At 72.2% G+C, this 26,287-nt stretch carries 23 protein-coding genes; 14 read left to right on the top strand and 9 right to left on the bottom strand.

The features are described 5' to 3' along the window. Positions 1–68 precede the first annotated feature (68 nt). Genes ABZ823_RS06440 through ABZ823_RS06450 form a run of 3 tightly spaced genes read left to right on the top strand, consistent with a single transcriptional unit; the run spans position 69 to position 3,114 of the window. A complete protein-coding gene (locus ABZ823_RS06440) occupies positions 69–827 on the top strand; it encodes an SDR family NAD(P)-dependent oxidoreductase (RefSeq protein ID WP_361654428.1) in 759 nt (252 codons plus the stop codon). Then, on the top strand, positions 824–2,380 hold the full coding sequence (locus ABZ823_RS06445) for an FAD-dependent monooxygenase (protein ID WP_361654431.1): 1,557 nt from the start codon (positions 824–826) through the stop codon (positions 2,378–2,380). The genes ABZ823_RS06440 and ABZ823_RS06445 overlap by 4 nt, the downstream gene beginning before the upstream one ends. Beyond that, positions 2,377–3,114 (top strand): HAD-IB family hydrolase, encoded by a 738-nt coding sequence (locus ABZ823_RS06450; RefSeq protein WP_361654434.1) that lies wholly within the window; start codon positions 2,377–2,379, stop codon positions 3,112–3,114. The genes ABZ823_RS06445 and ABZ823_RS06450 overlap by 4 nt, the downstream gene beginning before the upstream one ends. A gap of 73 nt (positions 3,115–3,187) precedes the next feature. Here the strand turns inward: ABZ823_RS06450 and ABZ823_RS06455 are convergent, their stop codons facing one another. After that, positions 3,188–4,144: an aldo/keto reductase gene (locus ABZ823_RS06455; RefSeq protein ID WP_361654437.1), complete on the bottom strand. Its 957-nt coding sequence runs from the start codon at positions 4,142–4,144 to the stop codon at positions 3,188–3,190. Between the two features lie 176 nt (positions 4,145–4,320). Between ABZ823_RS06455 and ABZ823_RS06460 the strand changes: the two genes are divergently transcribed. The 4 genes from ABZ823_RS06460 (at position 4,321) to ABZ823_RS06475 (ending at position 8,046) form a co-directional block, all read left to right on the top strand. Then, positions 4,321–5,886, top strand: coding sequence for an MFS transporter (locus ABZ823_RS06460; RefSeq protein ID WP_361654440.1), 1,566 nt, complete (start codon positions 4,321–4,323; stop codon positions 5,884–5,886). A gap of 10 nt (positions 5,887–5,896) precedes the next feature. Continuing rightward, complete coding sequence (locus ABZ823_RS06465; RefSeq protein WP_361654443.1) at positions 5,897–6,328, top strand: hotdog fold thioesterase; 432 nt, start codon at positions 5,897–5,899, stop codon at positions 6,326–6,328. Between the two features lie 93 nt (positions 6,329–6,421). After that, positions 6,422–6,868 carry a MarR family transcriptional regulator gene (locus ABZ823_RS06470; RefSeq protein WP_361654446.1) on the top strand — a complete coding sequence of 149 codons (447 nt, stop codon included), beginning with the start codon at positions 6,422–6,424 and terminating at the stop codon, positions 6,866–6,868. Between the two features lie 293 nt (positions 6,869–7,161). Next, the gene (locus ABZ823_RS06475) at positions 7,162–8,046 is read left to right on the top strand and encodes an AfsR/SARP family transcriptional regulator (protein ID WP_361654449.1); all 885 of its coding nucleotides are present in this window, start codon (positions 7,162–7,164) and stop codon (positions 8,044–8,046) included. 85 nt (positions 8,047–8,131) lie between these two features. Here the strand turns inward: ABZ823_RS06475 and ABZ823_RS06480 are convergent, their stop codons facing one another. The 3 genes from ABZ823_RS06480 to ABZ823_RS06490 form a co-directional block, all read right to left on the bottom strand. Next, entirely contained in the window at positions 8,132–9,175 is a 1,044-nt protein-coding gene (locus ABZ823_RS06480; protein ID WP_361654452.1) for a 3-oxoacyl-[acyl-carrier-protein] synthase III C-terminal domain-containing protein, read from the bottom strand. Then, the gene (locus ABZ823_RS06485; protein WP_361654455.1) at positions 9,175–9,672 is read right to left on the bottom strand and encodes a cupin domain-containing protein; all 498 of its coding nucleotides are present in this window, start codon (positions 9,670–9,672) and stop codon (positions 9,175–9,177) included. The genes ABZ823_RS06480 and ABZ823_RS06485 overlap by 1 nt, the downstream gene beginning before the upstream one ends. A 267-nt stretch (positions 9,673–9,939) precedes the next feature. Continuing rightward, positions 9,940–10,815 carry a helix-turn-helix transcriptional regulator gene (locus tag ABZ823_RS06490; RefSeq protein WP_361654458.1) on the bottom strand — a complete coding sequence of 292 codons (876 nt, stop codon included), beginning with the start codon at positions 10,813–10,815 and terminating at the stop codon, positions 9,940–9,942. Between the two features lie 57 nt (positions 10,816–10,872). Between ABZ823_RS06490 and ABZ823_RS06495 the strand changes: the two genes are divergently transcribed. Together ABZ823_RS06495 and ABZ823_RS06500 are read left to right on the top strand one after the other, a co-directional pair. Then, a complete protein-coding gene (locus ABZ823_RS06495; RefSeq protein ID WP_361654461.1) occupies positions 10,873–12,339 on the top strand; it encodes an MFS transporter in 1,467 nt (488 codons plus the stop codon). A 22-nt stretch (positions 12,340–12,361) separates the two neighbouring features. Next, positions 12,362–13,396 (top strand): aldo/keto reductase, encoded by a 1,035-nt coding sequence (locus ABZ823_RS06500; protein ID WP_361654464.1) that lies wholly within the window; start codon positions 12,362–12,364, stop codon positions 13,394–13,396. Positions 13,397–13,597: 201 nt separating this feature from the next. On the opposite strand, the gene ABZ823_RS06505 is transcribed toward ABZ823_RS06500, so the two are convergent. Continuing rightward, positions 13,598–14,842: a DUF418 domain-containing protein gene (locus ABZ823_RS06505; RefSeq protein ID WP_361654467.1), complete on the bottom strand. Its 1,245-nt coding sequence runs from the start codon at positions 14,840–14,842 to the stop codon at positions 13,598–13,600. A 178-nt stretch (positions 14,843–15,020) separates the two neighbouring features. On the opposite strand from ABZ823_RS06505, the gene ABZ823_RS06510 reads away from it, so the two are divergent. From ABZ823_RS06510 to ABZ823_RS06525, 4 genes are all read left to right on the top strand, one after another. Beyond that, complete coding sequence (locus ABZ823_RS06510) at positions 15,021–15,686, top strand: response regulator transcription factor (protein ID WP_361654471.1); 666 nt, start codon at positions 15,021–15,023, stop codon at positions 15,684–15,686. A gap of 5 nt (positions 15,687–15,691) precedes the next feature. Next, positions 15,692–16,846 (top strand): histidine kinase, encoded by a 1,155-nt coding sequence (locus tag ABZ823_RS06515; RefSeq protein ID WP_361654778.1) that lies wholly within the window; start codon positions 15,692–15,694, stop codon positions 16,844–16,846. 105 nt (positions 16,847–16,951) lie between these two features. Further along, positions 16,952–19,513, top strand: a complete 2,562-nt coding sequence (locus ABZ823_RS06520; protein WP_361654473.1) for a hypothetical protein — start codon at positions 16,952–16,954, stop codon at positions 19,511–19,513. A gap of 429 nt (positions 19,514–19,942) precedes the next feature. Next, complete coding sequence (locus tag ABZ823_RS06525; protein WP_361654476.1) at positions 19,943–21,679, top strand: hypothetical protein; 1,737 nt, start codon at positions 19,943–19,945, stop codon at positions 21,677–21,679. A 71-nt stretch (positions 21,680–21,750) separates the two neighbouring features. On the opposite strand, the gene ABZ823_RS06530 is transcribed toward ABZ823_RS06525, so the two are convergent. Beyond that, positions 21,751–22,524, bottom strand: a complete 774-nt coding sequence (locus ABZ823_RS06530) for a hypothetical protein (protein WP_361654479.1) — start codon at positions 22,522–22,524, stop codon at positions 21,751–21,753. A 512-nt stretch (positions 22,525–23,036) separates the two neighbouring features. On the opposite strand from ABZ823_RS06530, the gene ABZ823_RS06535 reads away from it, so the two are divergent. Continuing rightward, positions 23,037–23,927, top strand: a complete 891-nt coding sequence (locus tag ABZ823_RS06535; RefSeq protein ID WP_361654482.1) for an MFS transporter — start codon at positions 23,037–23,039, stop codon at positions 23,925–23,927. Here the strand turns inward: ABZ823_RS06535 and ABZ823_RS06540 are convergent. The 3 genes from ABZ823_RS06540 to ABZ823_RS06550 all read right to left on the bottom strand — a co-directional run bounded on the left by ABZ823_RS06540 (position 23,902) and on the right by ABZ823_RS06550 (position 26,153). Beyond that, entirely contained in the window at positions 23,902–24,444 is a 543-nt protein-coding gene (locus ABZ823_RS06540) for a DUF4142 domain-containing protein (RefSeq protein ID WP_361654485.1), read from the bottom strand. The two genes, ABZ823_RS06535 and ABZ823_RS06540, sit on opposite strands and share 26 nt — an antisense overlap. A 360-nt stretch (positions 24,445–24,804) precedes the next feature. Continuing rightward, entirely contained in the window at positions 24,805–25,746 is a 942-nt protein-coding gene (locus tag ABZ823_RS06545; RefSeq protein WP_361654488.1) for a M56 family metallopeptidase, read from the bottom strand. 17 nt (positions 25,747–25,763) lie between these two features. Beyond that, positions 25,764–26,153 (bottom strand): BlaI/MecI/CopY family transcriptional regulator, encoded by a 390-nt coding sequence (locus tag ABZ823_RS06550; RefSeq protein WP_361654491.1) that lies wholly within the window; start codon positions 26,151–26,153, stop codon positions 25,764–25,766. Positions 26,154–26,287 lie beyond the last annotated feature (134 nt).

Here is a 26,287-nt window from a genome sequence, read left to right on the forward strand (position 1 = left end):
CCTCGCGCCCGCTTGCCCACCGGCACACCGATCGGACACGTACACCACACGCAGCAGATGGAGGAGCCATGAGGCTCGACGGACAGACCGCCGTCATCACCGGCGGCACGCGGGGCCTCGGCAGGGCGATCGCCGAGGCCTACCTCGCGGAGGGTGCCTCGGTGGTGGTCGCCGCGCGCAACCCGTACGACATCAAGGAGCTGGCCGACGACCACGGCGACCGGCTGCTCTACCACCACACCGACGTCACCGACGAGGGGTCGGTGGAGGCACTGATGGCCGCCGCCGTCGAGGCGTACGGGGGCGTCGACGTCCTGGTCAACAACGCGGGCGTCAGCCGCGACGGCAAGATCTCGCGGCTCTCGGTGGCCGACTGGAACACCACGCTGGCAACCAACCTGACCGGCGTCTTCCTGTGCACGCGCGCCGTGATCGCCCCGATGACCGCCCCGGGCAAGGCGACGGGCCCCGGCGGCCGCATCATCAACGTCTCGTCCTGCGTGGCCGGACGGGCCGCGATCGGGGCCGCCGCGTACAGCGCGAGCAAGGCGGCCGTGGAGATGTTCACCCGTACGTCGGCGGCCGAGCTGGCGTCCAAGGGCATCACCGTCAACTGCCTCTCCCCGGGCTACATCGACGAGGGCATGGGCAAGGAACTGGCTGCCAACGAGCGAGCCTGGGAGAGCTACCGGGGCCGGCTGCTCTCCGGGCGGCTCGGCCGGCCCGAAGAGGTCGGTGCCACCGCCGTGTTCCTCGCCTCGCGCGACAGCTCCTACGTCAACGGCAGCGTCGTCGAGGTCAACGGGGGCCTGATGTGGGCGGCGTGAGCGAACTGCGGAAGCAGTCGTCCGTGCTGGTCGTCGGGGCCGGGCCGGTCGGTCTGGTCGTCGCGTGCGAGCTGCTCCAGCGCGGTGTCGAGGTACGGGTGGTGGACGCGGGGCGCGGGCACTCGGCGCACTCCCGGGCGAACGTCGTCTGGCCGCGCAACCTCGAGCTGCTCGACCGCATCGGGGTGACCGACGACCTGCTGGGCACCGGCCACCGGCTGGCCGGGACGGCGTTCTACTCGCGTGGCCGACGCCTGGCCACGGCCTGGATGAGCAAGCTGCCGGACTCGCCCTACCCGTTCGCGCTCACCATCTCGCAGAACGACACGGAGCGGGTGCTGCGCCGGCGGCTGGCGGCCCTCGGCGGCACCGTCGAGGAGGGGGTGCGCCTCACCTCCCTGGACAACACGGAGGGCATGCCCGCCGTCAAGCTGGAGCACGACGGCGGCCGGATCGAGGAGCTCCAACCCGGCTGGCTCGTCGGCGCGGACGGAGCGCACAGCACCGTCCGCAAGGAACTGGGCATCGCGTACGACGGCCCGCCGGTCGACGTGTCGTTCGCCATCACCGACGCCCGGCTGACCACCAGTCTCTCCGAGGACCTGTCGCACTACTGCTACGCGCCGAGCGGCGCCATCGTGCTCGGCCCGATGGGCGACGGCGTGCACCGCATCGCCCTGAATGTGCCGCACGACGTCTACGACGAGCACAATCCGCCGCCGCGAGAGATGTTCCAGCAGGTCGTCGACGACCGGGCGGCCGGCCGCAGCCGGGTCGAGGAGCTGCTGTGGAGCGGTTCCTTCCGGGTGCGGGTGAGGATCGCCTCGGCCTTCCGCACCGGCCGCTGCTTCCTGGCGGGCGACGCCGCGCACGTGATCAGCCCGGCCGGCGGCCAGGGCATGAACACCGGCATGCAGGATGCGTTCAACCTGGCCTGGAAGCTGTCCGGGGTCATCCTCGGGGAGTTCGCGGAGTCGATCCTCGACTCGTACGACACCGAGCGCCGGGCCGTCTCGCACGACGTGGCGCGCTCGACCGAGCTGCTCACCAAGGCGGGCCTGGTCAACACGCCCGCGAAGGTGGCGCTGCGCGACGCGGCGTTCATGGCCGCCGACCGGACGGGACTGTTCCAGCGCAAGGTCGCCCCGCAGCTCGGCCAGACGGCCGTCAGCTACGGCGGGGACCGCCACCCCCGGCTGCCGCTGAAGGTGTCCGGTACGAAGGGCGCGCGCGATACGTCGCCCCCCGGCAGCGGCAGCTGGCCGGTGATCGACCGGGACCGGCACACCGTGCTGCTGTGGCCCGGCACGCGTACGCCGCCGTCCGACTGGCAGCGCACACGCGACCGGGCACGCCGGGCGCTGCCCGAGGGCACGCCCGTGCTCGATCTGACCCGTGCGGTCCCGCGGGGCCTGGCCAGGGCGCTGGGCCCGGGGCCGGCCCTGGCGGTGGTCCGCCCGGACGGCCATCTGCTGGCCCGGCTCGAGCCCGGGCGACCGCAGGAGGCCGCGCACCTGCTCGCCCGAGCGGCACACAAGAGGAGCCGGCCATGACCAAGACCCCCGCCCCCGAGCACGTCACCACCGACCACTCCCGCCCGGTGGTGGCCTTCTTCGACGCCGACGAGACGCTCATCGCCATGAAGAGCCCGTTCTCGTTGCTGCGTTACCGGATGCGCCGCCAGGGGGACATCACGGGCGCCGCGTACGAACGGACGGTGGAGCCGCTGCGGCGACTGGCGGCGATGGGCGTCACACCGGTCGAGGTGGTGTCCAAGTTCTACGAGCTGCACGCCGGTCTCCGGTGGGACGACCTGGTCGCCGAGGCCCGCGCCTGGTACGCCGAACTGCGCGAGCGGGGTGCGCCGTTCATCGAGCCGACGGTCGCCAGGCTGCGCCGCCACCAGGAGGCGGGCCACCACACGGTGGTCGTCTCCGGCTCGTGGGCCGCGACGCTGCACCCGATCACCGACGACCTGGGTGTGGACCTGGTGCTGTGCACCGAGCCGGAGCTGGACGCGGACCGGTGCATGACCGGCGGTATCCGGCACGCGATGTTCGGTGCCGCGAAGGCCGTTGCGGTCCAGCAGGCACTGGAGAAGTTCGGCGCCGATCCGGCCGACTGCTATGCGTACGGGGACGACCCGGGCGATCTGACCATGCTGCGCATGGTGGGCCGTCCGACGGTGGTCGGCGCGAACCCGGTGATGACGGCGTACGCCGCCGAACACGGGTGGTCCGTCCTCCCGGCGACGCTCATGGCCGGCACCCAGCGCCAGCCGGTGTGACGTCCTGAAGGACAAAGGTGGGCGGCTTCCCCTCTCCGGCGGGGCCGCCCACCTCCGTACGCCGTCCGCGGCCTCAGCGCGCGCCGACCGCCTCGGGCAGCGCGGCCAGTTCGGCCAGCGCCTCGGAGGACAGCGTCAGCGATCCGGCCGCGACGTTGTCCTCCAGATAGCGGCGGGTCTTCGTGCCGGGGATGACCCCCACGTGCTCGCCCTGGGCCAGCACCCACGCGATCGCCACCTGCGCCACGGTCGCGCCGAGTCCGTCGGCCACGGCCCGCACCCGGTCGACGATGGCCCGGTTCGCGGCGATGGCCTCGGGCTGGAACCGCGGGATCCGGTGCCGTCCGTCCACCTTCGGCAGATCCTGCGGGCCGCTGATCAGCCCGGACAGGAAACCCCTGCCCAGCGGTGCGAACGCGATGAACGCGATGCCCTCGCGCCCGCAGTACTCCACCACCCCGTCCGTCAGGGATTCCCGGCTCCACAGGGACAGTTCACTCTGCACGGAGGCGACCGGGTGGATCGCGTGCGCCCGGCCGATCTCGTCCGCCGACGCCTCCGACAGCCCGAGCGCGCCGAGCTTGCCCTCCTTCACCAACTCCGCGAGCGCGCCCCAGCTCTCCTCCACGGGCACGGCGGGGTCGATGCGGTGCAGCTGGTAGAGGTCCACATGGTCCACCCCGAGCCGCTTCAGGCTCGCGTCCACGGCGGCCCGCAGATACTCCGGCCGGCCGTCCCGGTGGCTGCGGTAGGTGGCCGGGTCGTCCACGACGAGTCCGCCCTTGGTGGCGAGCAGCACCCTGTCGCGGTATCCCTTCAGCGCCTTGCCGACCAGTGTCTCGTTGGTGAACGGGCCGTACTGATCCGCCGTGTCGATCAGGTCCACGCCGAGTTCGACGGCGTGCCGGATGACCGCGACGGACTCGTTCTCGTCCCGGCCCAGCTCGTCATAGCCCCACGACATCCCCATGCAGCCGAGGCCGACGGCCGCGAAGGTCCGCTGCGAGCCGCCCAGTTGGATCCTGCGCATCGCCGTGCGCACCGCCTTTCCCGCTTCGCTGTCCGCTGCGCCTGCCGCCGAGTGACAGGCCATCATCTTTACACAGAACTCTGCCATACGACATTGACACCGGAGGTACTCAGGTCACTAATCTATGCCAGAACCCTGATTCATAGCTGACTACGAACAGACAGAGGTGATCCTCCGTGTCCACCGGCAACCCGCGGGCCACGCTCGCCGCGGCGTGCGTCGTCGGCCCCCTCATGACCCTGGTGGTGACCGGCCCGTCCGTGGCCGTCCCCGACATCGGCGCCGATCTGCACAGCTCACTCGCCGCCGCCCAGTGGGTGGTCGACGGCTACATGCTGACCGCGTCCAGCAGCCTCGCGGCCATGGGCTCGCTGGCCGACCGCATCGGCCACCGCCGGATGTTCACCTGGGGCATGGCCTTCTTCGCCTTCTGGATGGCCGTCTCGGGTCTGGCCAACAGCATCCTGCTGCTCGACCTGGCGCGCGCGATCGCCGGCTTCGGCAGCGGCGCGGCGCTCGCCTCCATCACCGCGATCCTCGCGCAGGCCTTCGACGGCACCGCACGCGCCAAGGCGTTCGGCCTCTTCGGCACGTTCCTGGGCGCCGGTCTGGCCTTCGGACCGATGTTCGGCGGCGTCCTGGTCAACCTGTGGGGCTGGCGCTCGGTCTTCCTCGTCCTCGCCGCGGTCTCCGCGCTGGTGCTGCTGAGCGCGCCGCTGCTGCCCCGTACGGAGCCCAACCGGGGGCCGCGCTTCGACTGGTCCGGCACCTTCGCCTTCGGCTTCGGCGTCGCGCTGTTCGTCCTCGCGCTGGTGGAGGGCCCGGGCCGCGGCTGGTCCGACCCGCTCGTACTCGCCTCGGCCGTCGGCTGCCTGGTGCTGATGGTGGCGTTCGTGGTGGTGGAACGCCGCACCGAGCACCCCATGTTCGACCTCGGCCTGTTCGCCCGCCCGCAGTTCCTCGCCGTATGCCTGGTGCCCCTGGTGCTGGCCTTCAGCTTCGTCGCGCTCGTGATCGTCCTTCCGCCGTACCTGACCTCCACGAGTGGAATGTCGGCGTTCCGTATCGGTCTCGTGCTGCTGCTGCTGACGGGCCCGTCGCTGGTGATGCCCGCCCTCACCGGCATGGTCGCCCAGAAGCTCTCCCAGCGCGTCCTGTTCGTCGTGCTGCTGAGCTTCTCCGGCGTCGGCGCCGCCTGGCTGACCCTGGTGGAGCCCGGCGCCTCGACGGCCGCGCTGGTCGGCCCGCTGCTCTTCCTGGGCATCGGCTACGGCATCTCGCTGGGCATCCTGGACGGCGCGGCGGTCTCCGCCGTCGAGCCGGAGCGGATGGGCATGGCCGCGGGCATGTTCAACACGGTGCGCCTCGCCTCCGACGCGGTCTCCATGGCCGGTCTCGGCACCCTCGTCACGGCGATCACCAAGAGCGCCCTCGACAAGGGCGCGGTCTCCGCCTTCCCGGGCGGCGCCGACGCGCTGACCTCCCGCGCGCTCCAGGGCGGGCTGCCCGAGGCCGCCAAGTCGCTGCCCGCGGGCGCGGTGCGGGACCGGGTCGTGAACGCGATGGCCGACGCCTACGCCACCGGTCTGCACACCACGATGTGGATCGTCGCGGCGGCGTGTGTGGTCAGCGCGGTGGTCGTCGGCAGCCTGCTCTCCGGCAGGAAGCCGTCCGGCGAGGCGTCCGCCGAGGTCCCCGGCGACACGGCGGCGACATCGCCCGAGCCCGCCTCCGCGCACTGAGGGGCCTGCCATGACTCAGACCGCTCTGGGCCCCATCGAGGTCCTGCCCCCCTATGTCGACCAGCAGTTGGTGGAGCGCCTCGGTATCGAGATCGCCGTCTGCGAGCCCGACCTGGTGGTCGGCACCATGCCGGTGGACGGCAACCGGCAGCCCATCGGGCTGCTGCACGGCGGGGCCAACGCGGTTCTCGCCGAGACGCTCGGGTCGCTCGCGGCCTGGGTGCACGCGGGTGCCGACCGGATCATCGTCGGCCAGGAGCTGTCCTGCACCCACCACGCCGGGGCGCGCTCGGGGAAGGTCACCGGCGTCTGCCGTCCGCTGCACCTGGGCACGCACACCGCCACGTACGAGATCGTCATCAGCGACGAGCAGGACCGGCGTACCTGTACGGCCAGGCTCACGTGCGCCATCCCGCCGACCCGGCGCCGGAAGACGCGGTGACGGCCCCCCGGCAGGGGCCGCCGACGGCGGCCGGTACGGCTACGCCATGGCACGTCTACTGCTTCGTCCTCTGTCGTATGCGAGACTATTGATATGGCGAACACGACGGAGACGGTCGCCGCCGGCCGGCTCGGGCACACGATCAAGAGGGCGGAGCAGGCCCTCATCGCGCGCAAGACCCACGTGCTGCGGGAATTCGACCTGACGGTGCCCCAGTACTCGGTCCTGCTGCTGCTGTCGGTCTCCGACGGCATGTCCGCGGCACAGCTCGCACGGGAGTGCATGGTCACACCGCAGACGATGGCCACGGTTCTGACCAACCTGGAAAAGGCCGGTCTGGTCGTGCGCGAGCCCTCGGAGCTCCACCAGAAGGTCGTGGTCAACCGGGCGACCCGCGCGGGCCGCGCCGTCGCGAAGAAGGCCGACAAGGCGGCACTCTTCGTGGAGGGCTCATTGAGTGCTGAATTCACTCCGGAAGAGCTGGCCAGATTCGAGGAGTATCTCGAGCGGGCGATCGCGGTTCTGGGGTCTTTGCACTGATCATTCGGGCGGGTTTTCGTAATTCGGGAACGGCCTGCACATCGGTGAAAGCCACGGCGAGTACGTCCATGGGACGGGTCGCCGTGGCTTTCCTTTTTCCGCCTGCCGTGAGATCGGTAACACCCAACGTTCTCGCAGGTAAACATTGGTGACGTCGTCAAACAAAAGAACGGATTCGAGCCAGGACCCTGATATGGTTGGCTGGTCACTCAGGGTGAGGCTCATGTCGTCACCCTGGGGGCAGAGGTTAGAGCATCCCGCCACTTGCGGGGTGAATGTACCAATAAGGGGGAATGGTGCAGATTCATGTCCTCGGCCCGATGACGGTCTTCGACGAAGAGTCGGAGCCGGTCGTCCTGGCACCGAAGCCACGTCGGCTTCTCGCATTGCTGGCGGTCAACGCGGACCGTGCAGTATCAGTCAATTCGCTCATGCAGGAGTTGTGGGGGAGCAATCCACCCCGGACGGCCACCGCCACGATTCAGACATATATCGGCCAGGTGCGTCGCACGCTCGCAGAGGCGCTCAGGACGAGCGTCGCGGAAGTGGCCGACGAAATTCTGATAACCGAGGGCAGCAGCTATGTGTTGTCCACTTCGCGGGTCGCGCTCGACATCGCGGAGTACGAGCTGCTGGCCGCGGCGGGCAGCACGGCGGTCCAGTGCGGTGATTTCGTGCGGGGATCCGACCTGCTCGGCCAGGCGGTGGCACTGTGGCGGGGCCCGGTGCTCGTCAACGTGGAGGCCGGTGAGCTGCTCAGCGCTCGCATCGTCCATCTGGACGAGTCCCTGCTGTGCGCGGAGGAGCACCGGATCTACGCCGATCTCCAGCGCGGCGCGCACCACACGCTGGTTCCCGAGCTCACCGAGCTGACCGCCCGCCATCCGCTGCACGAGAACTTCCACCGGCATCTCATGCTCGCGCTGTACCGATGCGGCCGGCGCGCGGAGTCGCTCGCCGTCATGCGGCGGCTGCGCACCCGGCTGGTGGAGGAGCTGGGCCTTGAGCCCTCGCCGTTCCTGATCCAGATGGAACAGGACATCCTGCGCGGCGAGCCGTCCTTGGACGGGCCGCGGCTCGGGGCGCCCGACCGGGGTTCGGCGCGGCACCGGGAGAGGAGCGCCGTGCAGAGCCTGGTGCACCGGCTGCCCAGGTCGGCGATGCAGCCGACCGGCTGAACCGTCCGCCCCGTGCACACGCGGGGCAGGTCCACGGGTCCACGGGTCCGCGGGGCACGCCGCCCCGCGGACCCCTTGTGTGGGGTCAGCCTCCGCTCACCAGCAGACACGACCAGGTGAAACCGGCGCCGGCGCTCACCACCAGCGCGTACTGGCCGGGGCCGAGCATCCGCCGGGTGTGCAGCTCCGCCAGGCTGGCCGCCGCGTCCCCGGCGCCGAGGTGCCCGGTGTCGGCGCCGGGCCGCAGCAGCTCCGCCCCGGTCAGCTTCTCCAGCAGCGGCGCATAGGCCAGGTCGACCGTCTTGCGGCCCAGCCGTGGGGCCACCACGTAACGCAGCGGCAGATCGCCCGTGGCCGACATTCCCGCGCCCTCGAGGCACGACTCCACCGCCGACCGCAGTGCCGCGGCACTGGCCGCGGTGAAGGCCTCCAGGCCTTCCGCCTGGAGGAACGCCTTTTTGGTACGGCGGATGTCGACCCGCGGTCCGAGTGAGCGGGCGGCCGGGCTGAACGGGTCGTCCCCGCGGTGCATCCGCTCCAGCCGTGGCGCGGCCACCGTGGAGAGGGAGTGCAGCACCAGGTCGGCGGGCCGTCCGCCCTCGGCGTCTTCCAGCCGGTGCAGCACGAGGGCGGTGGCCCCGTCGCCGTACGCGATGCCGTAGTCCCCGCTCCAGCGGTCGAAGCCGGGCTCGAGGAACGCGTCGGAGGTGGTCACCAGGGCGTGGCCGAGGCCCGGTTCGACGAACAGCCGGGCGGCGGCCAGTTCCACGGCCGCCGCGCCGCCGTTGCACACCTGCTGGATGCCGACCGGCACGGCGGCACCGGCGCCCAGCCGGTCGGCGATGAAGTGGGCCGGGGACCACAGGTCGTGGCCCTGGTAGTGGATCCACGCGTGCAGGACCAGGCCGACGGCGCCGGCGTCCACGCCCGCCGTGGTCAGTGCGTGGCGGCCCGCCTCGACCGCCATCTCGGGCGGGGCCAGGTCGGCCACCGGTAGCTGGGCATAGCCCAGTTCCCCGGCGGTCTCGGAGTCGACCAGCCCCCGCTCGACGGCCTCCCGCGCGCTCTGCCGGCCGGCGGGCAGCCAGAGGGAGGGGCCTGAGATGCCCAGGGGGTGAGGCAGCCGCATCACTTGCCCCGGCCGCCCGTCGTGAGCCCGTTCGTGGCGCAGCCCGGGTCCGGCGCGGGCACGGTCGGCGCGGTGGCGTCCGTGGGCAGGACGTCGACGACGTACAACTCGACGGGCTCGGTGCCGTTGTTGATGCCCATGTGGACGGTGTCGGGGCCGATGGGCTCCACCAGCGCGTCGCCCGGCCCATATTTCTTCACCGAGCAGTCCGAGCCGTCGATCCGGGTGAACGTGCCGGAGTTGATGACCGCGATCTCCTCGCCCAGGTGGTAGTGCCAGCCCGTGGACGCGCCCGGCTGTACCACCGCCTTGCGGTAGAGGACCTTGCGGTTGCCGTTCGCCCTGATCTTGAAGGGGGCCGATGTGACGCCCTGGGTCAGCATCACCGAGCTCACCGGAGCGACCTCCGCCGTGGCGATGGGAGGGGTGGCGAACACGACGCCGAGCGTCGCCGCGGCGACGGCACCGGCTACTGCGACCTTGCTCTTGTTGACCACGGGTCTTCCTCTGCTCACGGGAACGGGGGCGCGGCGGACAGCAGGACGCGGTTCGCGTCCCGTCCGTGGCACATATGTATCAGAGCATTGTCATTCAAGCGAGCCCTGTCGTGACACCCTGTTCTGCCTCTTGCGGGTCTTCAGTCGTTCTCGAGCAGGGCCTCCCGCCCGCCTGCGCCACCCCCGCGGTCCGGCCGTCCGGCCACGCCCCGGCCACCCCGCTGCCCGGCCTTCCACCACCCCGCCGCTGGGTCGCCCAGAGGCGCGTCAGCCTGCCTCGACCAGCGACATCCGCCCCTTCCGCTCGTCCCGCCCCAGCAGTTCCATGACCTTCTCGCGCGTGTCCGTGCCGGCCCGCGCCGTGTGCAGCATCAGCCGGACACCCGGACGGTCCGGGATCTCCAGCACCGAGTGGTCGAAGATCAGGCACCCTGCCCTCGGGTGGTCGATCGCCTTCACGCCCTGGTGGGTCGCCGTGATCTCGTAGCGCGCCCACAGCTCCGCGAACTCCGCGCTCTCCTCGCCGAGTCGGCGCGAGATCCGGGTGAACTCCTCGTCGTCGGGGTAGCGGGCGGCATCCCTGCGGAACTCGGACACCAGACCCGGTGCGACCTGTTCCCAGTAGCGGTGGCGTGCCCGGAACGCCGGGTTGGTGAAGAAGGCCACCAGGCAGTTGGCGTCCCCCTCGCGGAACCCGAAGACCAGCCGGGCCGCCCGGTTGGTCCCCGCGATGTTCCAGCACCGGTCGATCACATACGCCGGACTCGGCATCCAGCCTTCCAGCAGCGCCGTCAGCTGAGCGGTGTCGGACACGTCGTCCGCCGCGCGCTGCGGCGGGTTCATGCCCACCAGCTGGTAGAGGTGGTCCCGTTCCACGGGATCGAGCAGCAGCGTCCTGCTGATGGCGTCCAGGACCTGCCCGGACACCTTGATGTCCCGGCCCTGTTCGAGCCAGGTGTACCAGGAGGCCCCGATGCCGGCCAGCATCGCGACCTCCTCCCTGCGAAGGCCGGGAGTGCGCCTGCGCGTTCCCGGGGGAAGGCCCACGTCCTCCGGGGTCAGACGCTCCCGGCGCGTGCGCAGGAAGTGTTTGAGTTCCTCGCGTCGACGGGGCTCCCGTACTGCGTTGAGGCTGGGTGTCATAAACCCAGGATAAATTCAGGCTCCCCGCCGCAAGGCGCCAACTGCCAGCTTGGCGGCATGACTTACGATCCCGTCGACTCGCCGGCCAAGGTGCGTTTCACCACGCGTCAGTGGCTCATCATCGCCCTCCTGTGCGGCGCGCAGTTCATGCTCGCACTGGACTTCTCCATCCTCAGCGTCGCGCTCCCCGTCATAGGCAAGGACCTCGGGTTCGCGCTCAGCGACCTCCAGTGGGTGGTCACCGCGTTCGCCCTGCCGTCCGGCGGTCTTCTGCTGCTGTTCGGCCGGGCCGCCGACCTCTACGGCCGCCGCAACTGGTTCATCGTCGGCATGGCCCTGTTCACGGTCGCCTCCCTGGCCGGCGGACTCGCTCCGAGCCCCGGCTTCCTGCTCGCGGCGCGCGCGGCCCAGGGCGTCGCCGCCGCCATGCTGACCCCGGCGGCGATGTCCTTGCTGACCACCAACTTCGCCGAGGGCGCGCAGCGCGACCGGGCGCTGGGCATCAACGGCGCCCTGCTGTCGCTCGGCTTCCTGTCCGGCGTGGTGCTGGGCGGTGTCATCACCGATCTGACCAGCTGGCGCGTGACCCTGTTCATCAGCGTCCCGGTCGGCCTCGTGGCCTCCATCGCCGCCCCGATCCTGATCAAGGAGAGCCGCAGCGAGGTCACCCCGAGGCTGGACGTGCTCGGCGCGGTCACCGTCACCGGCGGCCTGCTGTCGATCATCTACGGCATCACCTCGGCCGAGCGCAACGGCTGGAGCGCCGGTACGACCCTGCTCGCACTCGCGGCCGGCGTGGTGCTGCTGATCGCCTTCTTCGCCGTGGAGTCGCGCGTGGCCTCCCCGCTCGTCGACCTGCGGGTGCTGAGCCGTCGTACGGTCAGCTGGGGCAACACCACCGGTCTGGTCACCTTCGCGATGATGACCGGCATGGTCTTCCTGCTCACGCTGTACATGCAGCGGGTCCGCGGGATGAGCCCGCTCAACGCGGGCTTCACCTTCTCCGCGCTCGGCGTCGCCGCCGTGCTCGGCGGCGCGTTCGCGGCCCGGATCATCGGAAAGATCGGCGTGCACCGGGCGCTCGTCTACGGTCTGCTCCTTCAGGCGGCGAGCACGGCCGTGCTGTTCCTCCTCGACACCGAGGGCGGCATGCCGCTGCTTCTCGTGGCAACCGCCGCGGGCGGCTTCGGCCACCTCCTCGCGGTCGTCGGCTACATGATCACCGCCACCTCGGGCCTGCCGGACCACGAGCAGGGCCTGGCCACCGGTCTCGCCTACACGGGCCAGCAGCTCGGCGTCACCGTCGGCACCCCGGTGCTGGCCACGGTCGCCGCCGCCGGTATCGCCTCCTCCGGCGGCAGCGGACCCGCCGCGGTCCTCCACGGTGTGCAGAACGGCCTGCTGACCGCGGCGGCCGCGCTGCTCGCCGCCGGCCTCGCCGCCATCGCGTTCCTGCGGCCGGGGCAGACCGCCGTGGCCGGGGCCCCGGTGGCCGACGAGCCCGTCGTGGCCGACGCGCACTGAGACCGGAAGGGCGGCGATCCCCATGCGTATGCGCTATCTGGGCCGTACCGGCCTACAGGTCTCCGAGATCTGCCTCGGCACCATGACGTTCGGGGGCCGGCACGGCTTCCAGCACATGGGCCAGCTCACCACCATCGAGGCCCGGCGGCTCGTCCACCTGAGCATGGACGCGGGCGTCAACTTCTTCGACACGGCCGACATGTACTCCGCCGGACAGGCGGAGGAGGTCCTCGGCGCGGCCCTCGCCGGCCGGCGCGACGACGCGATCATCGCGACGAAGGTGCGCTGGCAGATGCCGGACGGCAGCAGCGGCCCGAACGACCGGGGGCTGTCCCGGCACCACATCGTGCGTTCGGTCGAGGCCAGTCTGCGCCGTCTGGGCACCGACTACATCGACCTCTACCAGACGCACGGCTGGGACGGCCGCACACCGTGGGAGGAGACCCTGCGGGCGCTGGACGACCTCGTACGGTCCGGCAAGGTGCGCTACGTGGGAGCGTCGAACCTGACGTCCTGGCAGCTCACCCGGGCCCTGGCCACCAGCGAGCGGCAAGGCCTGGAGCGGTTCGCCTCGCACCAGATCCAGTACAGCCTGGCCGCTCGCGAGGTCGAGTGGGAGCTGCTGCCCATGGCCGAGGCCGAGGGCGTGGGCGTGATGGTGTGGAGTCCGCTGGCGGGCGGCCTGCTCAGCGGTCACCAGGAGCGGGGCGCCGCGCCGCCGACGGGTACGCGGCGGGCGGTGGGCTGGTTCGAGCCGGTCGATCCTGAGCGTACGTTCGACACCATCGACGTCCTGCGGAAGATCGCGGACGAGCGGCGGGTGTCCCCGGCCCAGGTGGCGCTGAGCTGGGTGCTGGAGGGGCGCGGTGTCACGTCGGTCGTCATCGGTGCCCGCAACGAGCGGCAGCTCTCCGACAACCTGGCCGCGACGACCTGGTCGCTCGCGCCCGAGGAGCGGGCCGCCCTGGACGCGGTCAGCAGGCCGCCGCTGCCGTATCCCTACTGGCACCAGGACTACTGCGATGCCGACCGGCTCAGGGAGACGGACCGGGACTGACCGTCCCGGCCCGCGTCCCGCCGGGTTCCCCCACCGGCCACCACGGCGAGAAGGGGGAACGGCGTCGTCCGTCGGCTCGGGGTGAGCTGACGGACGACGCCGTACGGGGACGCCTCAGGCGCCGCGACCAGCCGAGCCGTGCCCCGGCGGTAGCCCGCCCGTACGGGCGGACTCGGCATGATCTGCCCGGCGGTCACCGGGTCACGGAACGTACCGGGCGATCCCGGTCACCCCGCTCATCAGCCGTTCGAGGGGCCCTCGCCGGAAGAAGCGGGACCAGACGGTGGCGAAGGCGCCGACGGCCACGATGAAGGCGAGCAGGACGAACAGCGGCGGGCCGGGCAGTTCGTCGATGTCGATGTCCAGGAGCTGGATGGCGACGATGTGGGCGACGTACGCCGTCAGCGACATCGAGCCGACCGCGATGGCGGGACGGGCCAGACGGCGCAGGCGGGGAAGGGCGTCCATGGCGGCGAGGCAGGCGGCCAGGACGGTGATCGCCACACCCGTGTTGGCGATGATCGACAGGGTCGTCTCGCTGTGCGGTGAGGCGGCCAGCAGCCAGGCCGGGGTGCTTCCGTCCGGATAGCCCGCGTTGTCGGACCACCAGGCCGACAGGGCCGCACCGCCCGACCCGGAGGCCGCGATCGCGTCGGTGGCCCCGGGGACGAGGTGCAGTGCCAGCCACGAGCCCCCGTAGCCGACGACCGCGAGCGCTATACCGGTCAGGGCCATACGCGTACGGACGGCGGCCGAGGCCAGGTCGAGGCGGGCGACGGCCATGCCGGCCAGGACGAACGGGATCCAGCTCAGGGCCGGGTAACTGCCGGTGAACAGCAGGGAGACGAGGCCGTCGGGCTCGCCGTCGGAGGGGGACGCGCCGGCGCCGACCAGCGGCGTGAGGACGTAGAGCAGCTGCGGGAACACCAGGGCCGTACCGGCCGCGAGCGCCGCGAGCGGCCCCGAACCGAGCCGGTAGAGCGGCAGCACGAGCAGGAAGAACAGCCCGTAGAAGGCCAGGATCACGTCGATCGGCGTGCCCCACATGGTCAGGGCGCTGCCCAGGGCCAGCAGGACCAGGGCCCGGATGATCACCTTGGCGACGGCCTGGCGGCCGGCCCGCCCGGTCTTCGGTTCCCGGCGCCCGGTGATGAGCACGACCGCGAAGCCGGCCAGGAAGGCGAACAGGGCGGAGGACCTGCCGTGCGCCAGCTCCATCAGGAAGCCGACGACACCGCCCTGGCTCGGGTCGGCGCCGACATGGGCCGCGAACATACCGAACACGGCCAGGCCGCGGGCGAGGTCCACGCCGATCAGGCGGCCCGTCGAGGGCCTGGCGCTCCCGCGTGCTCCGCTCTCCTGTATTCCGTTGGTGCTCTCCCCTGCTCCGGTCGCGCTCTGCGGCATTCGGGGCGCGGGCACCACGAGAACTGCGTCGTGTGTCATGACTCCAGACTGGAAAAGCACTGGTCAGCGGGGTACCCGGCGGGAGTCCTCGGCATCCCCGCCGACCGGCGGTCATCCACCCCCCGATCGGCTGGAGGCGGGGCTCACGACACCACGCCGGGCGGCGGCGCACTAGGGTCGACAGGAGCGGGGATTCGAGCGGCAGGGTGGTGCGCACGTGATCCGGGTGGCGGTGGTGGACGACGAGGCACTGGTCCGGTCCGGCTTCAGCCTCATCCTGAACGCGGCGGACGACATCGAGGTCGTCGCGACCTCTACGGGCGCGGACGCCCTGGCCGCCGTCCAGGAGCACCGGCCGGACATCGTCCTGCTCGACATCCGGATGCCGGACGTGGACGGGCTCACCGTTCTGCGGCAGCTGCGCGGGCTGCCGGAGCCGCCCGTCGTGGCGATGCTCACGACCTTCGACACCGACGAGTACGTCCTGACGGCCCTCCACTCCGGCGCGGCCGGCTTCCTGCTCAAGGACACCGAGCCGGACCAGCTGGCCCAGCTGGTCCGCACGCTGGCCGCGGGCGGAGTGGTGATGTCCCCGAAGGCGTCCCGGACCCTGCTGCACACCTACCCCGGCACCGCCCCCGCTCCCGTCGACGAGGAGGCGGCCCGCGTCGAGTTGCTGACCGACCGGGAGCGCAACGTGCTCGTACTGCTGGCGGAGGGCCTGTCCAACGCCGAGATCGGAGCCCGCTTGCACCTGGGCACCGGCACGGTCAAGGATCACGTCAGCGCCATCCTCACCAAGCTGCGCGTGGCCGGCCGGGTACAGGCCGCTCTGCTCGCCCAGCGGGCCGGGCTGCTGGACGCCGACGGGGAAGGGCGGTGACCGAGATGACCGGGACCACCGGGACTGCCAGGACGACCGCGAGGCTCGAGGGCAGGCAGCTCTGGGAACGCGTACCTGCGCCCCTGATCGACGCCGGCCTGGTCGCCCTCGCCGCCCTCGACCTGTTGCTCAACCTCTCCGACGACACACCGCCCGGCCTGGCGCTGGCCGCCGTCGCCTGCGCCGCCCTCGCGGTGCGCCGGCGGTTCCCGCTGGTGGTCTTTCTGCTCACCCTCCCGGCCACCCTCGTCCAGGACACCCTCGTCGCCCCGATCACCGCCCTGTACACCCTGGCCGAGCGGTCCCGGGACCGCCGTCTGCTCGCCGTGTGCGCGATCCTGTCGGCGCTCGCCACGGCGATCCCCTGGCCGCCGGACCGCGGCGGGTGGCTCGGCCGGACCTGGACCCTGCTCGACTTCGTCTACACCCTGGCGACCGCCGCCGCCCCCGTCCTGCTCGGCCAGCTCGTCCAGGCCCGGCGGGACCTGTCGCAACGCCTGGTGGAGATCGAGGAGGCCAGGGAGCACGAGCGCGCCCTGCACGCGCAGGCCGTCCTCGCCCGCGAACGCGCCCAACTGGCGCGGGAGATGCACGACGTCGTCTCCCACCAGGTCAGCCTGATCGCCGTCCAGGCCGGAGCCGTCCAGATCGCCGCCAAGGACGCGGAGACCCGGGAGGCCGCGCGCACCATCCGCTCCCTGAGCGTCGGCACGCTCGACGAGCTGCGCAGCATGGTCACGCTGCTGCGCGCCTCCGGCGGCGACGTCACCGAGCTGACCCCGCAACCCACCCTGGCCGACCTGCGGAAGCTGGTGGCGTCCAGCGGGATCGAGGCGGAGCTGAAGGGCGAGCTCTCGCCCACCGTGGGCACGCCCGCGCAGCGGGCGCTCTACCGCACGGTCCAGGAGGCACTGACCAACGTCCGCAAGCACGCCCCAGGAGCCCGGGCGACCGTGGAGCTGTGGCACGGCGGCCCCGAGGTCGGGGTGACGGTCACCAACACCGCGCCGACCCGCCCGGCCCTCCCCCTCCCGGGCGCCCACCAGGGCCTGGTGGGGCTGAAGGAACGCGCGGACATCCTGCACGGCACCTTCGAGTCCGGCCCGACGAGCGACGGGGGCTACCGGGTGCGGATGCGGATCCCGGCCCACGCGGAGTGACTCGCCCGCACCGGCCCGGGCCGAGGCGGGGCCCCGCGGGTGAAGCCGTGTCAGGCACGGCCGCTATTGTCCGGCTTGCTTGTTCACTCTTTCCCCGGGAGCTTCATGCGCCTCAAACAGGTCTCCCTCACGGCGGCGATATCGCTCGTCGCGGGGCTGACCACTGCCACCGTCGGCCTCAGCGGCTCCGCCGCCTGGGCCGACAGCACGGCGGCGCTGCCGCTGTCCCATTACTCCCACATGCTGGTGGACTCCGCTCACCAGCACATCTTCTTCAGCCAGGGCGCCGGCTCGACCGGCATCGTGGTCACCGACCTGTCCGGTGACCCCGTCACCACCATCGAGGGCGAGCAGGGCGCCACCGGTCTGGCGCTGTCCGCCGACGGGGGGACGCTCTACGCGGCGCTGGCGGACGGTGACGCGGTCGCCTCCGTCGACACGGCGGCGCTCACCGAGTCCACCCGCTGGCCGACCGGGACGGGCAGCGCCCCGGCTTCCGTCGCCGTGGCGGGCGGCAGGGTCTGGTACGGCTACACGGCCGACGGCATGGGTGCCATCGGCTCGGTGGATCCGTCCGCCGCCGACCCGGCGGCCACCCCTCAGCCCGCGATGTCGCACTGGTCGGCCGCGCCGCTGCTCACGACGGGCGGCGGTGTCCTCGCGGCCGCGGAGCCGCAGCAGAGCCTCAGCCATGTGGCCACCTTCGACGTCTCCTCCGGGACGGCGTCGGCCAAGGCCGACACCCTGGTCGGCGGCGGCACGGCGACCGGGTTCCAGGTCACCGGCGACGGCACGACGGTGCTTGTCGCCGCGCCCCAGCAGGCCGCCCTCCAGGCCTACCGCACCTCGGACCTCGCCGGCGCGAGCCCCTCCGTGTACTACACCGGCGGGTCCAACTCCGGGCCGAACTCGCTGGCCGTGGACGCCGACGGGACGATCGCGGTCGGCAGTACCTCCGGACCGGCCGCCGGCGTCCACCTCTACGCCGGCTCGCACACGCTCGCGGAGAACCACGTCGGATTCCCGTCCGGAACCGTGGCCCCGGACGGCCTGGAGTGGGGAGCCGACGGCCTGACGCTCTACGCCGTCACCAGGGACTCCTCGGGGGCCTACACCCTCGACGTGCTGAGCGATCCCAAGCTCAGCGACACCCAACTGACCCTGGACCCCCCGAAGTACGCGGTCCCCACCCAGCAGTACGGGGTCACCGGATCGCTGAGCACCAGGGGCCTCCTCCCGGCCGGCGCGTCGCTCCAGGTCACCCGCGACGGCACGGCACTGCCCGACGCCACCGCTGGCAACGACGGCTCGTTCACCATCAGCGACACCCGCCAGGACGCGGGCGCGTACACCTACCAGGTGACATACGCCGGTGATGCGACGCACCGGGCCGCGACGGCCTCGCTGACGGTGTATGTGGCGAGGCTCCAGACCACCCTCGTGCCGCCGGAGGTCAGCTCGGCGAAGCCCGGTTCGGTGGTCTTCACCGGCTCGCTCATGAGCCAGCTGGGTCTCGGCAGCCTGCCGCAGGGCACCACGGTCCAGGTGTCCAGGACCAACGAGGACACCCAGGAGACGACGCAGCTCCCGTCGGTCGGCGTCGACCCGGCCACCACCGAGTTCACCGTCACCGATGCCCCAGGCGTGGCCGGACGGTTCACCTACCACCTGTCCTACGCGGGTGACGCCACGCACGAGCCGACGGTCTCCGACCCGAGCATGCAGGTCTCCCCGTACGCCCCGGCCCTGACCCTGAAGGCCCCGACGACCGCCACGCGCGGCGCCGCGCTGACCTTCACCGGAACGCTGGGCGACGCGCCGTACGGCAGCGGGGAGACGGTCACCGTGTCCCGCGCGGACGGCGCGCACACGACGACGCCCGTGAAGTGGACCGTGCCCGTGGGAGCCGACGGCACGATCACCGTCAAGGACACGCCGTCCATCGGCGGCGCCAACACCTACACGGTCAGCTACCCGGGCGACGCCGCCCACCAGCCGGCCACCGCGTCCGCGATCGTCCAGGTGTCCCGTACCGCGACGGCCGTGTCCGTCACCACCAACGCGTCCTCGTACGCGTACGGCGCGACGGCCACCGTCACCGCCCACCTCGGCACGACGTACAACAGCCGTACGGTCTCGCTCTACGCGCAGCCCTACGGCGGCAACAAGACGCTGGTCAAGACCGGAACCGTGGACAGCCACGGCAACCTGTCGGCCACGTACAAGCCGACCCGCAACACGACGTTCACCGCGGCCTTCGCGGGCGACTACCGCTACGCCCCGGCCACGGCGAGCCGCACCGCCTACGACCAGGTGAAGATCGCCCAGACGCTGGGCGGCTACTACACGAGCACCACGTACGGCGGCACCACCTACCGCGTCTACCACCACACCGCGAAGCCGCGGGTCACCGCCACCGTGACGCCGAACAAGTCCGGTCAGTGCGAGCACTTCCAGATCCAGGAGTACTACGGCGGCGCCTGGCACACGCTCAGCACCTCGGGTTGCCTCTCCCTCGACCGGAACAGCACCGCGGCGGCGCAGCTGACCCTCAGCCACGCGGTCGACCAGCGGTTCCGGGTGCGCTCGGAGTACGTGCACAGCACGAAGGACAACACCAACCTGAGCACGTGGAGCGGCTGGCTCTACTTCACGGTCAGGACCTGAGCCCCTTCGACGGCGGCCGGGCCGGACACCCGCGGCGGTGTCCGGCCCCTGCGAACTGTCACGGGAGCCCGGCGCCGTGGCGGGGATCGAGGGCGATCCACAACACGAGGAAGGCGATCCAGATGATGAGTGCGGCGAACACCACGTAGGTCGCGTACTTCTTCATCGGGGGACTCCTCTAAGCGTGGCCGTGACGCACGCTCGGTACGAAGGTTGCCCCGTCGACCGGTTGCTCCGTCACCGTAGGACTTGCGGGAAAGCCTGATCCGCCCGGCGGATCGCGGGTACCCATTCGACGTGGCTGCAAGTGTGGACGCGTTGCGTGCCTTGCCGGGGCGCTTGGCCCGGACAACTCCCCTGGGCGAGGCGCGCGGGGCCCTGACTGCGGTGACCTCCGCGGGGATCACCGGTGCGCGGACCCTGGGCAGGGTGGGCGCCCTCACGGCCGGAGTCGCGGGGCTGGCGGCGGTCAGGACGGGCGGCGGTGCGACGACCGGGGTGACCAGGGCGGGACTGCGCGCCGCCGGCTGGGCGGGGCGTGCCGGGATGTCGGCCGCCCGGCACGGGGTCTTCGCGGCAGCCGGGACGCCCGGAGGGTTCATCCGCCTGGGACGTGCTCTGGTCGATCTCCATCCGCGGCGGCACCGCCGTCGTGTCTGGACCGGTCACGGACGGGCGCACATCGAGATACGCGGGCTGGAGCACGGTGGACTTCGACGGGAGCGGCTGGTCCGTGCCGTGACCGGGTCGCTGCGCGAGCTGAGCGGGGTGCGGTGGGCCGAGGTCAACGCCGTGACCGGTGCGGTGCTGCTGGCGTTCGACGAGAGCGACGTCGGCATCGAGCGGATTCTGGACGTGATCAGGGCGGTCGAGGAGGCCGAGGGCGTACAGGACGAGGCCTTCGCCTGGGCCCTGCCGGTGACGCCGGGCGACGATGTGCCGGTTGCGGCCGTGGCGAGCGAACTGCTCGTCGACGGCGCCGCGGTGACCGCCGCCGCCGTCCAGAAGATCTTCTGTCTCCCGCCGCTGCCCCGGCCGGTCTCCGCCGCCGTGGCCGCGCTGGAGCTGGAGCGGCAACTGCGCAGGCCCCTGGTTCGGCGCATCGGGCCGTTCGAGACCGATCTGCTGCTGTCGTTGGTCAGCGCCACCGTCAACGGGCTGCGCGACGGCATGGCCATGCCGTTGGTGGACGCCGCGAGCAGGATGCTCCTGCTCGGCGAGATCCGCGCCCGGCGCCAGGTCTGGGAGCGGCGCGAGAGGGACCTGTGCCCCGGCCCGTCCTGTGTGCCCGGCACACGGCCGGCACGGCATCTGCGCGCCAGGGATCCGCGGCCCGGGCCGGTCGAGCGGTGGGAAGAGCGGCTGGCGCCGTTCGCTCCCGTCGCCGCGGCCTCGGTGCTCGCGCTGACGGGCAGCCCGGGCCGGGCGGCGGACGCGCTGCTCGCCACCGTGCCCAGGGCCGCCCGCTACGGGCGGGAGGGTTTCGCGGCGGCGGTCGGACGCGATCTGGCCAGGCGTGGCGTCGTACCGCTCGACCCCGCGGCACTGCGTCTGTTCGACCGGGTCTCCGCCGTGGTGATCGACGCGTCGGTGCTGGTGGACGACAGCCAGGAGCCGGAGGGCGGCCCGGATCCTCTGGCCGCACCGGTGCTGGCCGCGGCCCGCGGTCGCGGAGCGAGTGTCTGGCTCTCCGATGACGAGCGTGTCCGCGAGCTGCTGTCCCCCTCCGACCAGGTCCTCGGCGCGGGCGAACGCCTCGCCGACCGGGTGAGCGCTCTCCAGAGGCACGGCGAAGGGGTTCTGGCGGTCTCGGGCACCGACGCGGAGGCGCTGGCCGCCGCCGACATCGCGGTCGCGGTTCCTCGCGGACCGGGTGCCCGGGCGTCCTGGTCGGCGGACCTGGTCTGCGCGAACGGTCTGGAGGACGCGTGGCGCATCCTGCGTGCGGTGACCGCGGCCCGCGCGGTCTCCACGCGCTCCGTACGGCTGGCACTGGCGGGCTCCGCGCTCGGCATCCTGTTCGCCGTCGTCGGATGGAGGCGCGGCGTCCACGCCCTCACCCCCGTGCACGCGGCGAGCCTGGCAGCCCTTGTGTGGGCCGCCGCAGCCGCTCGCGGCGCTACCCGCGCCCCCGTCGGCGCAGGCTCGAACGGCGGAAGGGCGTGAGGCGCCGGCTCGAACGGCGGGAAGGCGTGGGGCCGGCGGCCGACCGTGCGGGCCGACCGTCGGCCGAACGGTCAGCCGAGGCACACCACCAGCAGACAGAGGTGCGCCGGCGAGGTGGCCGCCGGTGACGAGGGGTTCGCCTGCGGGGCTCCCGGGTCGGTCCCGCCGGTGGCCGGGGGCGTGGACGCGGGCGGGGGCGGGGGCGGCGGCGTCGAGGGCTGCTGCGCCGCCGTACCGGTGCCGCTGGACGCCGTACCACCGGTGACGGCCGAGGCGGTCTGCTGTCGACCGGATGAGGTCGTTACGGGACGGGAAGTGGCCGCGGCGTCCGGCCGGGTGTCCGGCGTCGCGGTACGGGGCGCGGTGACGACGCCCTGCCGGCGCGGGGCACCGGTGGCGGACGGCTGGGCGGGGGAGGCGGTGTGCGGGGACCGCGGCGACGGCGAGTACCGGTGCCTGCCGGGCGGTGCCGACGCCGGGTCGCTCGGACGGACGTCCTCAGCGGTCTGTTCCCCCGCGGCGCCCATGGTCCGGTCGTCCGGTGCCGTGGCCGCCTGCGCCCGGTCGCCGGACTGCCGGTCCAGCGCGGTCATGGTCAGACCGCCGCCGACGAGTGCGACGGCGGTCGCGACCGCGGCCCGCCGCTTGTTCTTCTTCCAGCGGGCCAGCTGGCGGCGCCGCGCCGCCCGGCCCTGCGATGCCGTGGGAGGGCCGTCCACGTCGCCGGACGGGTGGAAGGGCGGGGCCGCGTCCGAATCGGGCCGGGTCGCCTCCTCGCCGCGGGGGTCGCCGGGGTGCCGCGTACCGGGGAAGGAGGTGAACTCCCGTGCCTCCGCCGTGGTCATGGCCGCGCGCGGTCCCGGTGCGACGGCGCTCGAGGTCGTTCGGGGAGCGATGTCCGGGGCGTAGGCGCCGCACCCAGGACACACCAGGGCGCCATTGAGATGCCGACGGCACGAGGAGCAGTAGTCCATTTCGGGTCTTCCTGAGTCGACTGCGCCTGCGGCCTCGGCCGCGGCCTGGCCACGTTCGCACGTGGGATCGAGCGGCCAGCAACGCTAACGCGGCTTTCCGAAGACCGTGTGCGGCCTGTGTGTCACTCGTGGGTGAGTTTTCTGTGGGTTCTCTGTGGTTCGTGGGTGTTGTGTGACGGCCCTCACCGCCACTCAGGGCCGCCTCCACCCACTTGGCACGCCACTCCGCCTGCTTGGCGCGCCGCTTCCGCCCACGCGGCAACCGGCGCCCCTTTCGCCCCGAGGGGTGGTGGGGCCTGGTGAGCCGTCCGCGGCTCACGGCATCCAAGTCCCGGCGCCGAGAGGGACGTCGGCAGTGGACGGGTTGATACTCAAAAGTGTGAGTGGTTGAGTACTCACATGAGGAACGACCGTCCCGCCAGCTGTCCACCGCTGAGGAGCGCCGCGAGACGGTGCTGCGCACCGCGATCGGCGCCTTCGCCGCCCGGGGTTACCGGGGCACCACCACGGCCGAGGTGGCGAAGGCGGCCGGCATCTCGCAGGCGTACGTCTACCGCCTGTTCCCGAGCAAGGAGTCGCTGTTCACGGCGGTGGTCGAGGCGCCGCCACCCGAACCCGCTGCTGCCGCCCCGCCTGTTCCGCACCGGACGGCCCCCGGCAACGTGCTGATGGCCCTGCTGGGTTCAGTGTGGATCGCGCTGTTCTTCTTCCTGCCTCTCTACCAGCAGCAGGTCCTCGGCTCCAGCCCGCAGGTAACCGGAGTCGGCCAACTCCCCCTGGCCTTCGCCAACATGCTCGGCTCCACGCTGGCGCCGCGGATCCCCCGCCGTATCGGCTCCACCGCGACCGTCATCGGCGCGCTGCTGACGGAGTCGGCCGGACTGCTGTGGCTGTCCCGGATCAGCCCCGACGGCAGCTATCTCGCCGACGTCCTCGGCCCCAGCATCCTGATCGGCCTGGGCCTGAGCATCGCCTTCGTCCAGCTGACCACGCTGTCCGTCGAGGGCGTCCCCCAGCAGGACGCCGGTCTGGCCGGCGGCCTGGTCAACACCACTCGGCAGGTCGGCGGCGCGATCGGACTGGCGGTACTTGCCACCCTCGCCGGCACCACCACCGCCCACGCAGCCGGCCACCGGCCGCACCTGGAAGCGCTCACCGCCGGCTACCGCACCGCCTTCGGCGCCTCCGCCGCCGCCCTCGCGGCCGCCGCCGCCCTCGCCCTGCTCCTCACTCGCCGCACTGCGGCGCCTACGCGTGGCACACGCCGTGGTTGACCATCTGGATGTGGCGTGCGACCACCGGACGCGCGCTCTTGGCCAGGGACTTCACGAGCGGGTTGGTGCCCGAGCCGATCTCCTTGTCGATGAGCGCGAGGGTGTCCACGTGGGCGGGGTACTGGGCCTTGAGCCACGCGGCATCGTACGCGGGCGTCCCGGCAAGGGACTTGAGGGCGGCGGTCTGCCTCAGCTGCTCGGCCGTTTGCCCGGACGGCAGTGCCACGCCGAGTTTTCCCGCGGTCTTGACGACACCGGCATCAAGGGCGGTGTGGTCGTGGACGAGGTGGGCGCCGACCCGCTTGACGCAGGCGGTGGTCGCGGCGCTCTGGGCTTGCTGACCGGTCGCGATCTCCCACAGGTTTCCCTGGTGGGCCGCGGTCAGGAGCTGCCTGTCCAGGGCGGAGAGCGCCGACGGCGACGACGAAGCGAGGGCCGGGAGCGATGTGGCACCCATGACGCACAGGGTGGTGGCGCAGACGGCGGCGAAACGGGCACGGGATCGAGTCGTGTACATGAGTCCTCCACAGGTCGCACGTGCAAGCCTCGACGAAACGCCCCTCATTGCTCGAAGCGTGAGGAAACGCACCTATGTCATGGTCAACCCAGTTGGGTCCCTCGGCAACCGAGGACCCGGGCGCCCCTATCAGCTTCGGTGGGTGCAGGGCGTCGATCCTCGGCGGCCGCACTTGGCGGGGTCCTCGTGATCCGGGCCCCCAGCAGTCCGCCGACCATGGTGTTCCCCGACCGGCTGATCCCGGCGAACAGGGCCGGAGGCTGCAACAGGCCGTTGACGCCGGCCTCGCGGTAACTCAGCGTTTCCAGCCGCCGGTTCCAGCGGAGCCGCCGGCGGAGCCACCGGTGCCTGGCGGAGCGCTCAGCCGGCGCCGGCGGTCTTCAGCAGGAGGTGGAGGTCGTGGGCGGCCTCGGCGGTGGCGAGCGTCGCGGCGGTCAGGACGGCCGCGGTTGCCGCGGTGAGGGCCGGGTGACGTCCCAGCGGCGGCGCGAGGAGGGCGGCCACGCGGCGGGGGACCGGGCCGGCGCCGGCGGATCGGCCACGCCGGCCGAGGATGCCGAGGGCGGCACCCGCGGTGCGGGCGAGGGCCGTGGTGCGGTGGGCGGCGAGGGCGGCCTTGCCGACGGTGCGGGCGACCTGCTTGCGGTCACCGGTCGAGGCGGCCGCGTTCTCGTCGGCCCAGCGTTCGATGGTGTAGGTGACGGCGGTGGCAAGGGGGCGCAGCAGGGGGTTGGCGGCCGCGCCGAGCTGCGCGAGGGCGACGAAGGCGTAGTGGTGGGCGGTCAGGTGGGCACGCTCGTGGGCGAGCAGGACGTCGTGCTCGGTCTCGTCCAGGGTGTGCAGCATGCCGGTGGAGACGACGACCCGGCCGGGCAGTCCGGGGATGGCGTAGGCGTCCGGGGCGTCGTCGTCGACGACGACCAGGCCGTCGCGCGCGGGCATGCAGGCGGCCTCCCATGCGGCGGCGGCCAGTGAGCGAGCACGTCGCCACAGCATCCGGGCGGCCATGAGCACGGCGCCGCCGAGCAGCAGTCCGGCCACCAGCGAAACGGACAGCGCCGCGGGGTCGTCGTGCTGCGCGGTGTGTGCCGACCAGTGGCCCAGGGCGGCGAGTTGGGGGATGCGGATCAGACCCGCCACGGCCAGCAGGCCCAGTGAGATCGTGCTCGCCGTGCCCAGGACCAGGGCCGAGGCGGTGAGCAGCCAGGTGGCGAGGCGGGGTTCGCAGCGTTCGGCCAGCGGGCGGGCGCCCAGCGGGGCGATGAGTGAGAGCAGCAGCGGCAGGTAGACGGCGACGTGCATCCGAGCGGCTCCCTTTCCTACTGGCCGGGGTGTGGGTCGGGGTCCAGCAGCTGGCGCAGCAGCTCGGCGTCCGTGTCGGACAGGCCGTCGGCGAAGCGGGCGAGGACGGCCTCGCGATCGGGCCGCTCCTCCAGGACGGTGCGCATACGGCGGGCGGCGAAGCCGGCCTCGTCGGTGACGGGGGCGTAGGCGTAGGCCCGGCCGCGGGGGGTGCGGGTGAGCAGCCCCTTGGTGTGCATGCGGGTGAGGATCGTCACCACGCTGCTGTACGACAGGTCGTCGCCGAGCCGCTCGGCGACCTCCCCGGGGGTCAGCGCGCCGTCGGCCCGCTGCAGCAGACCGAGAATCTCGGCTTCACGCACGCCGTTGGCCCGCTTGGGGCCGCGTCCCTGTGTGTGGGCGCCCATGGGTTTGTCGTTCTCCCGCCCGTCTTCTACAGTCGTGTAGAACTTCTACGACCGTGTAAATGCTGTCGTCGTCCGAGTGTGCCATGCGTCCGGGCCCGAGGACAGCAGAGGCAGGCTTCACCCCACCCGCCGCA

Source organism: Streptomyces sp. NPDC047079, assembly GCF_040643755.1.
Lineage (GTDB): Bacteria > Actinomycetota > Actinomycetes > Streptomycetales > Streptomycetaceae > Streptomyces.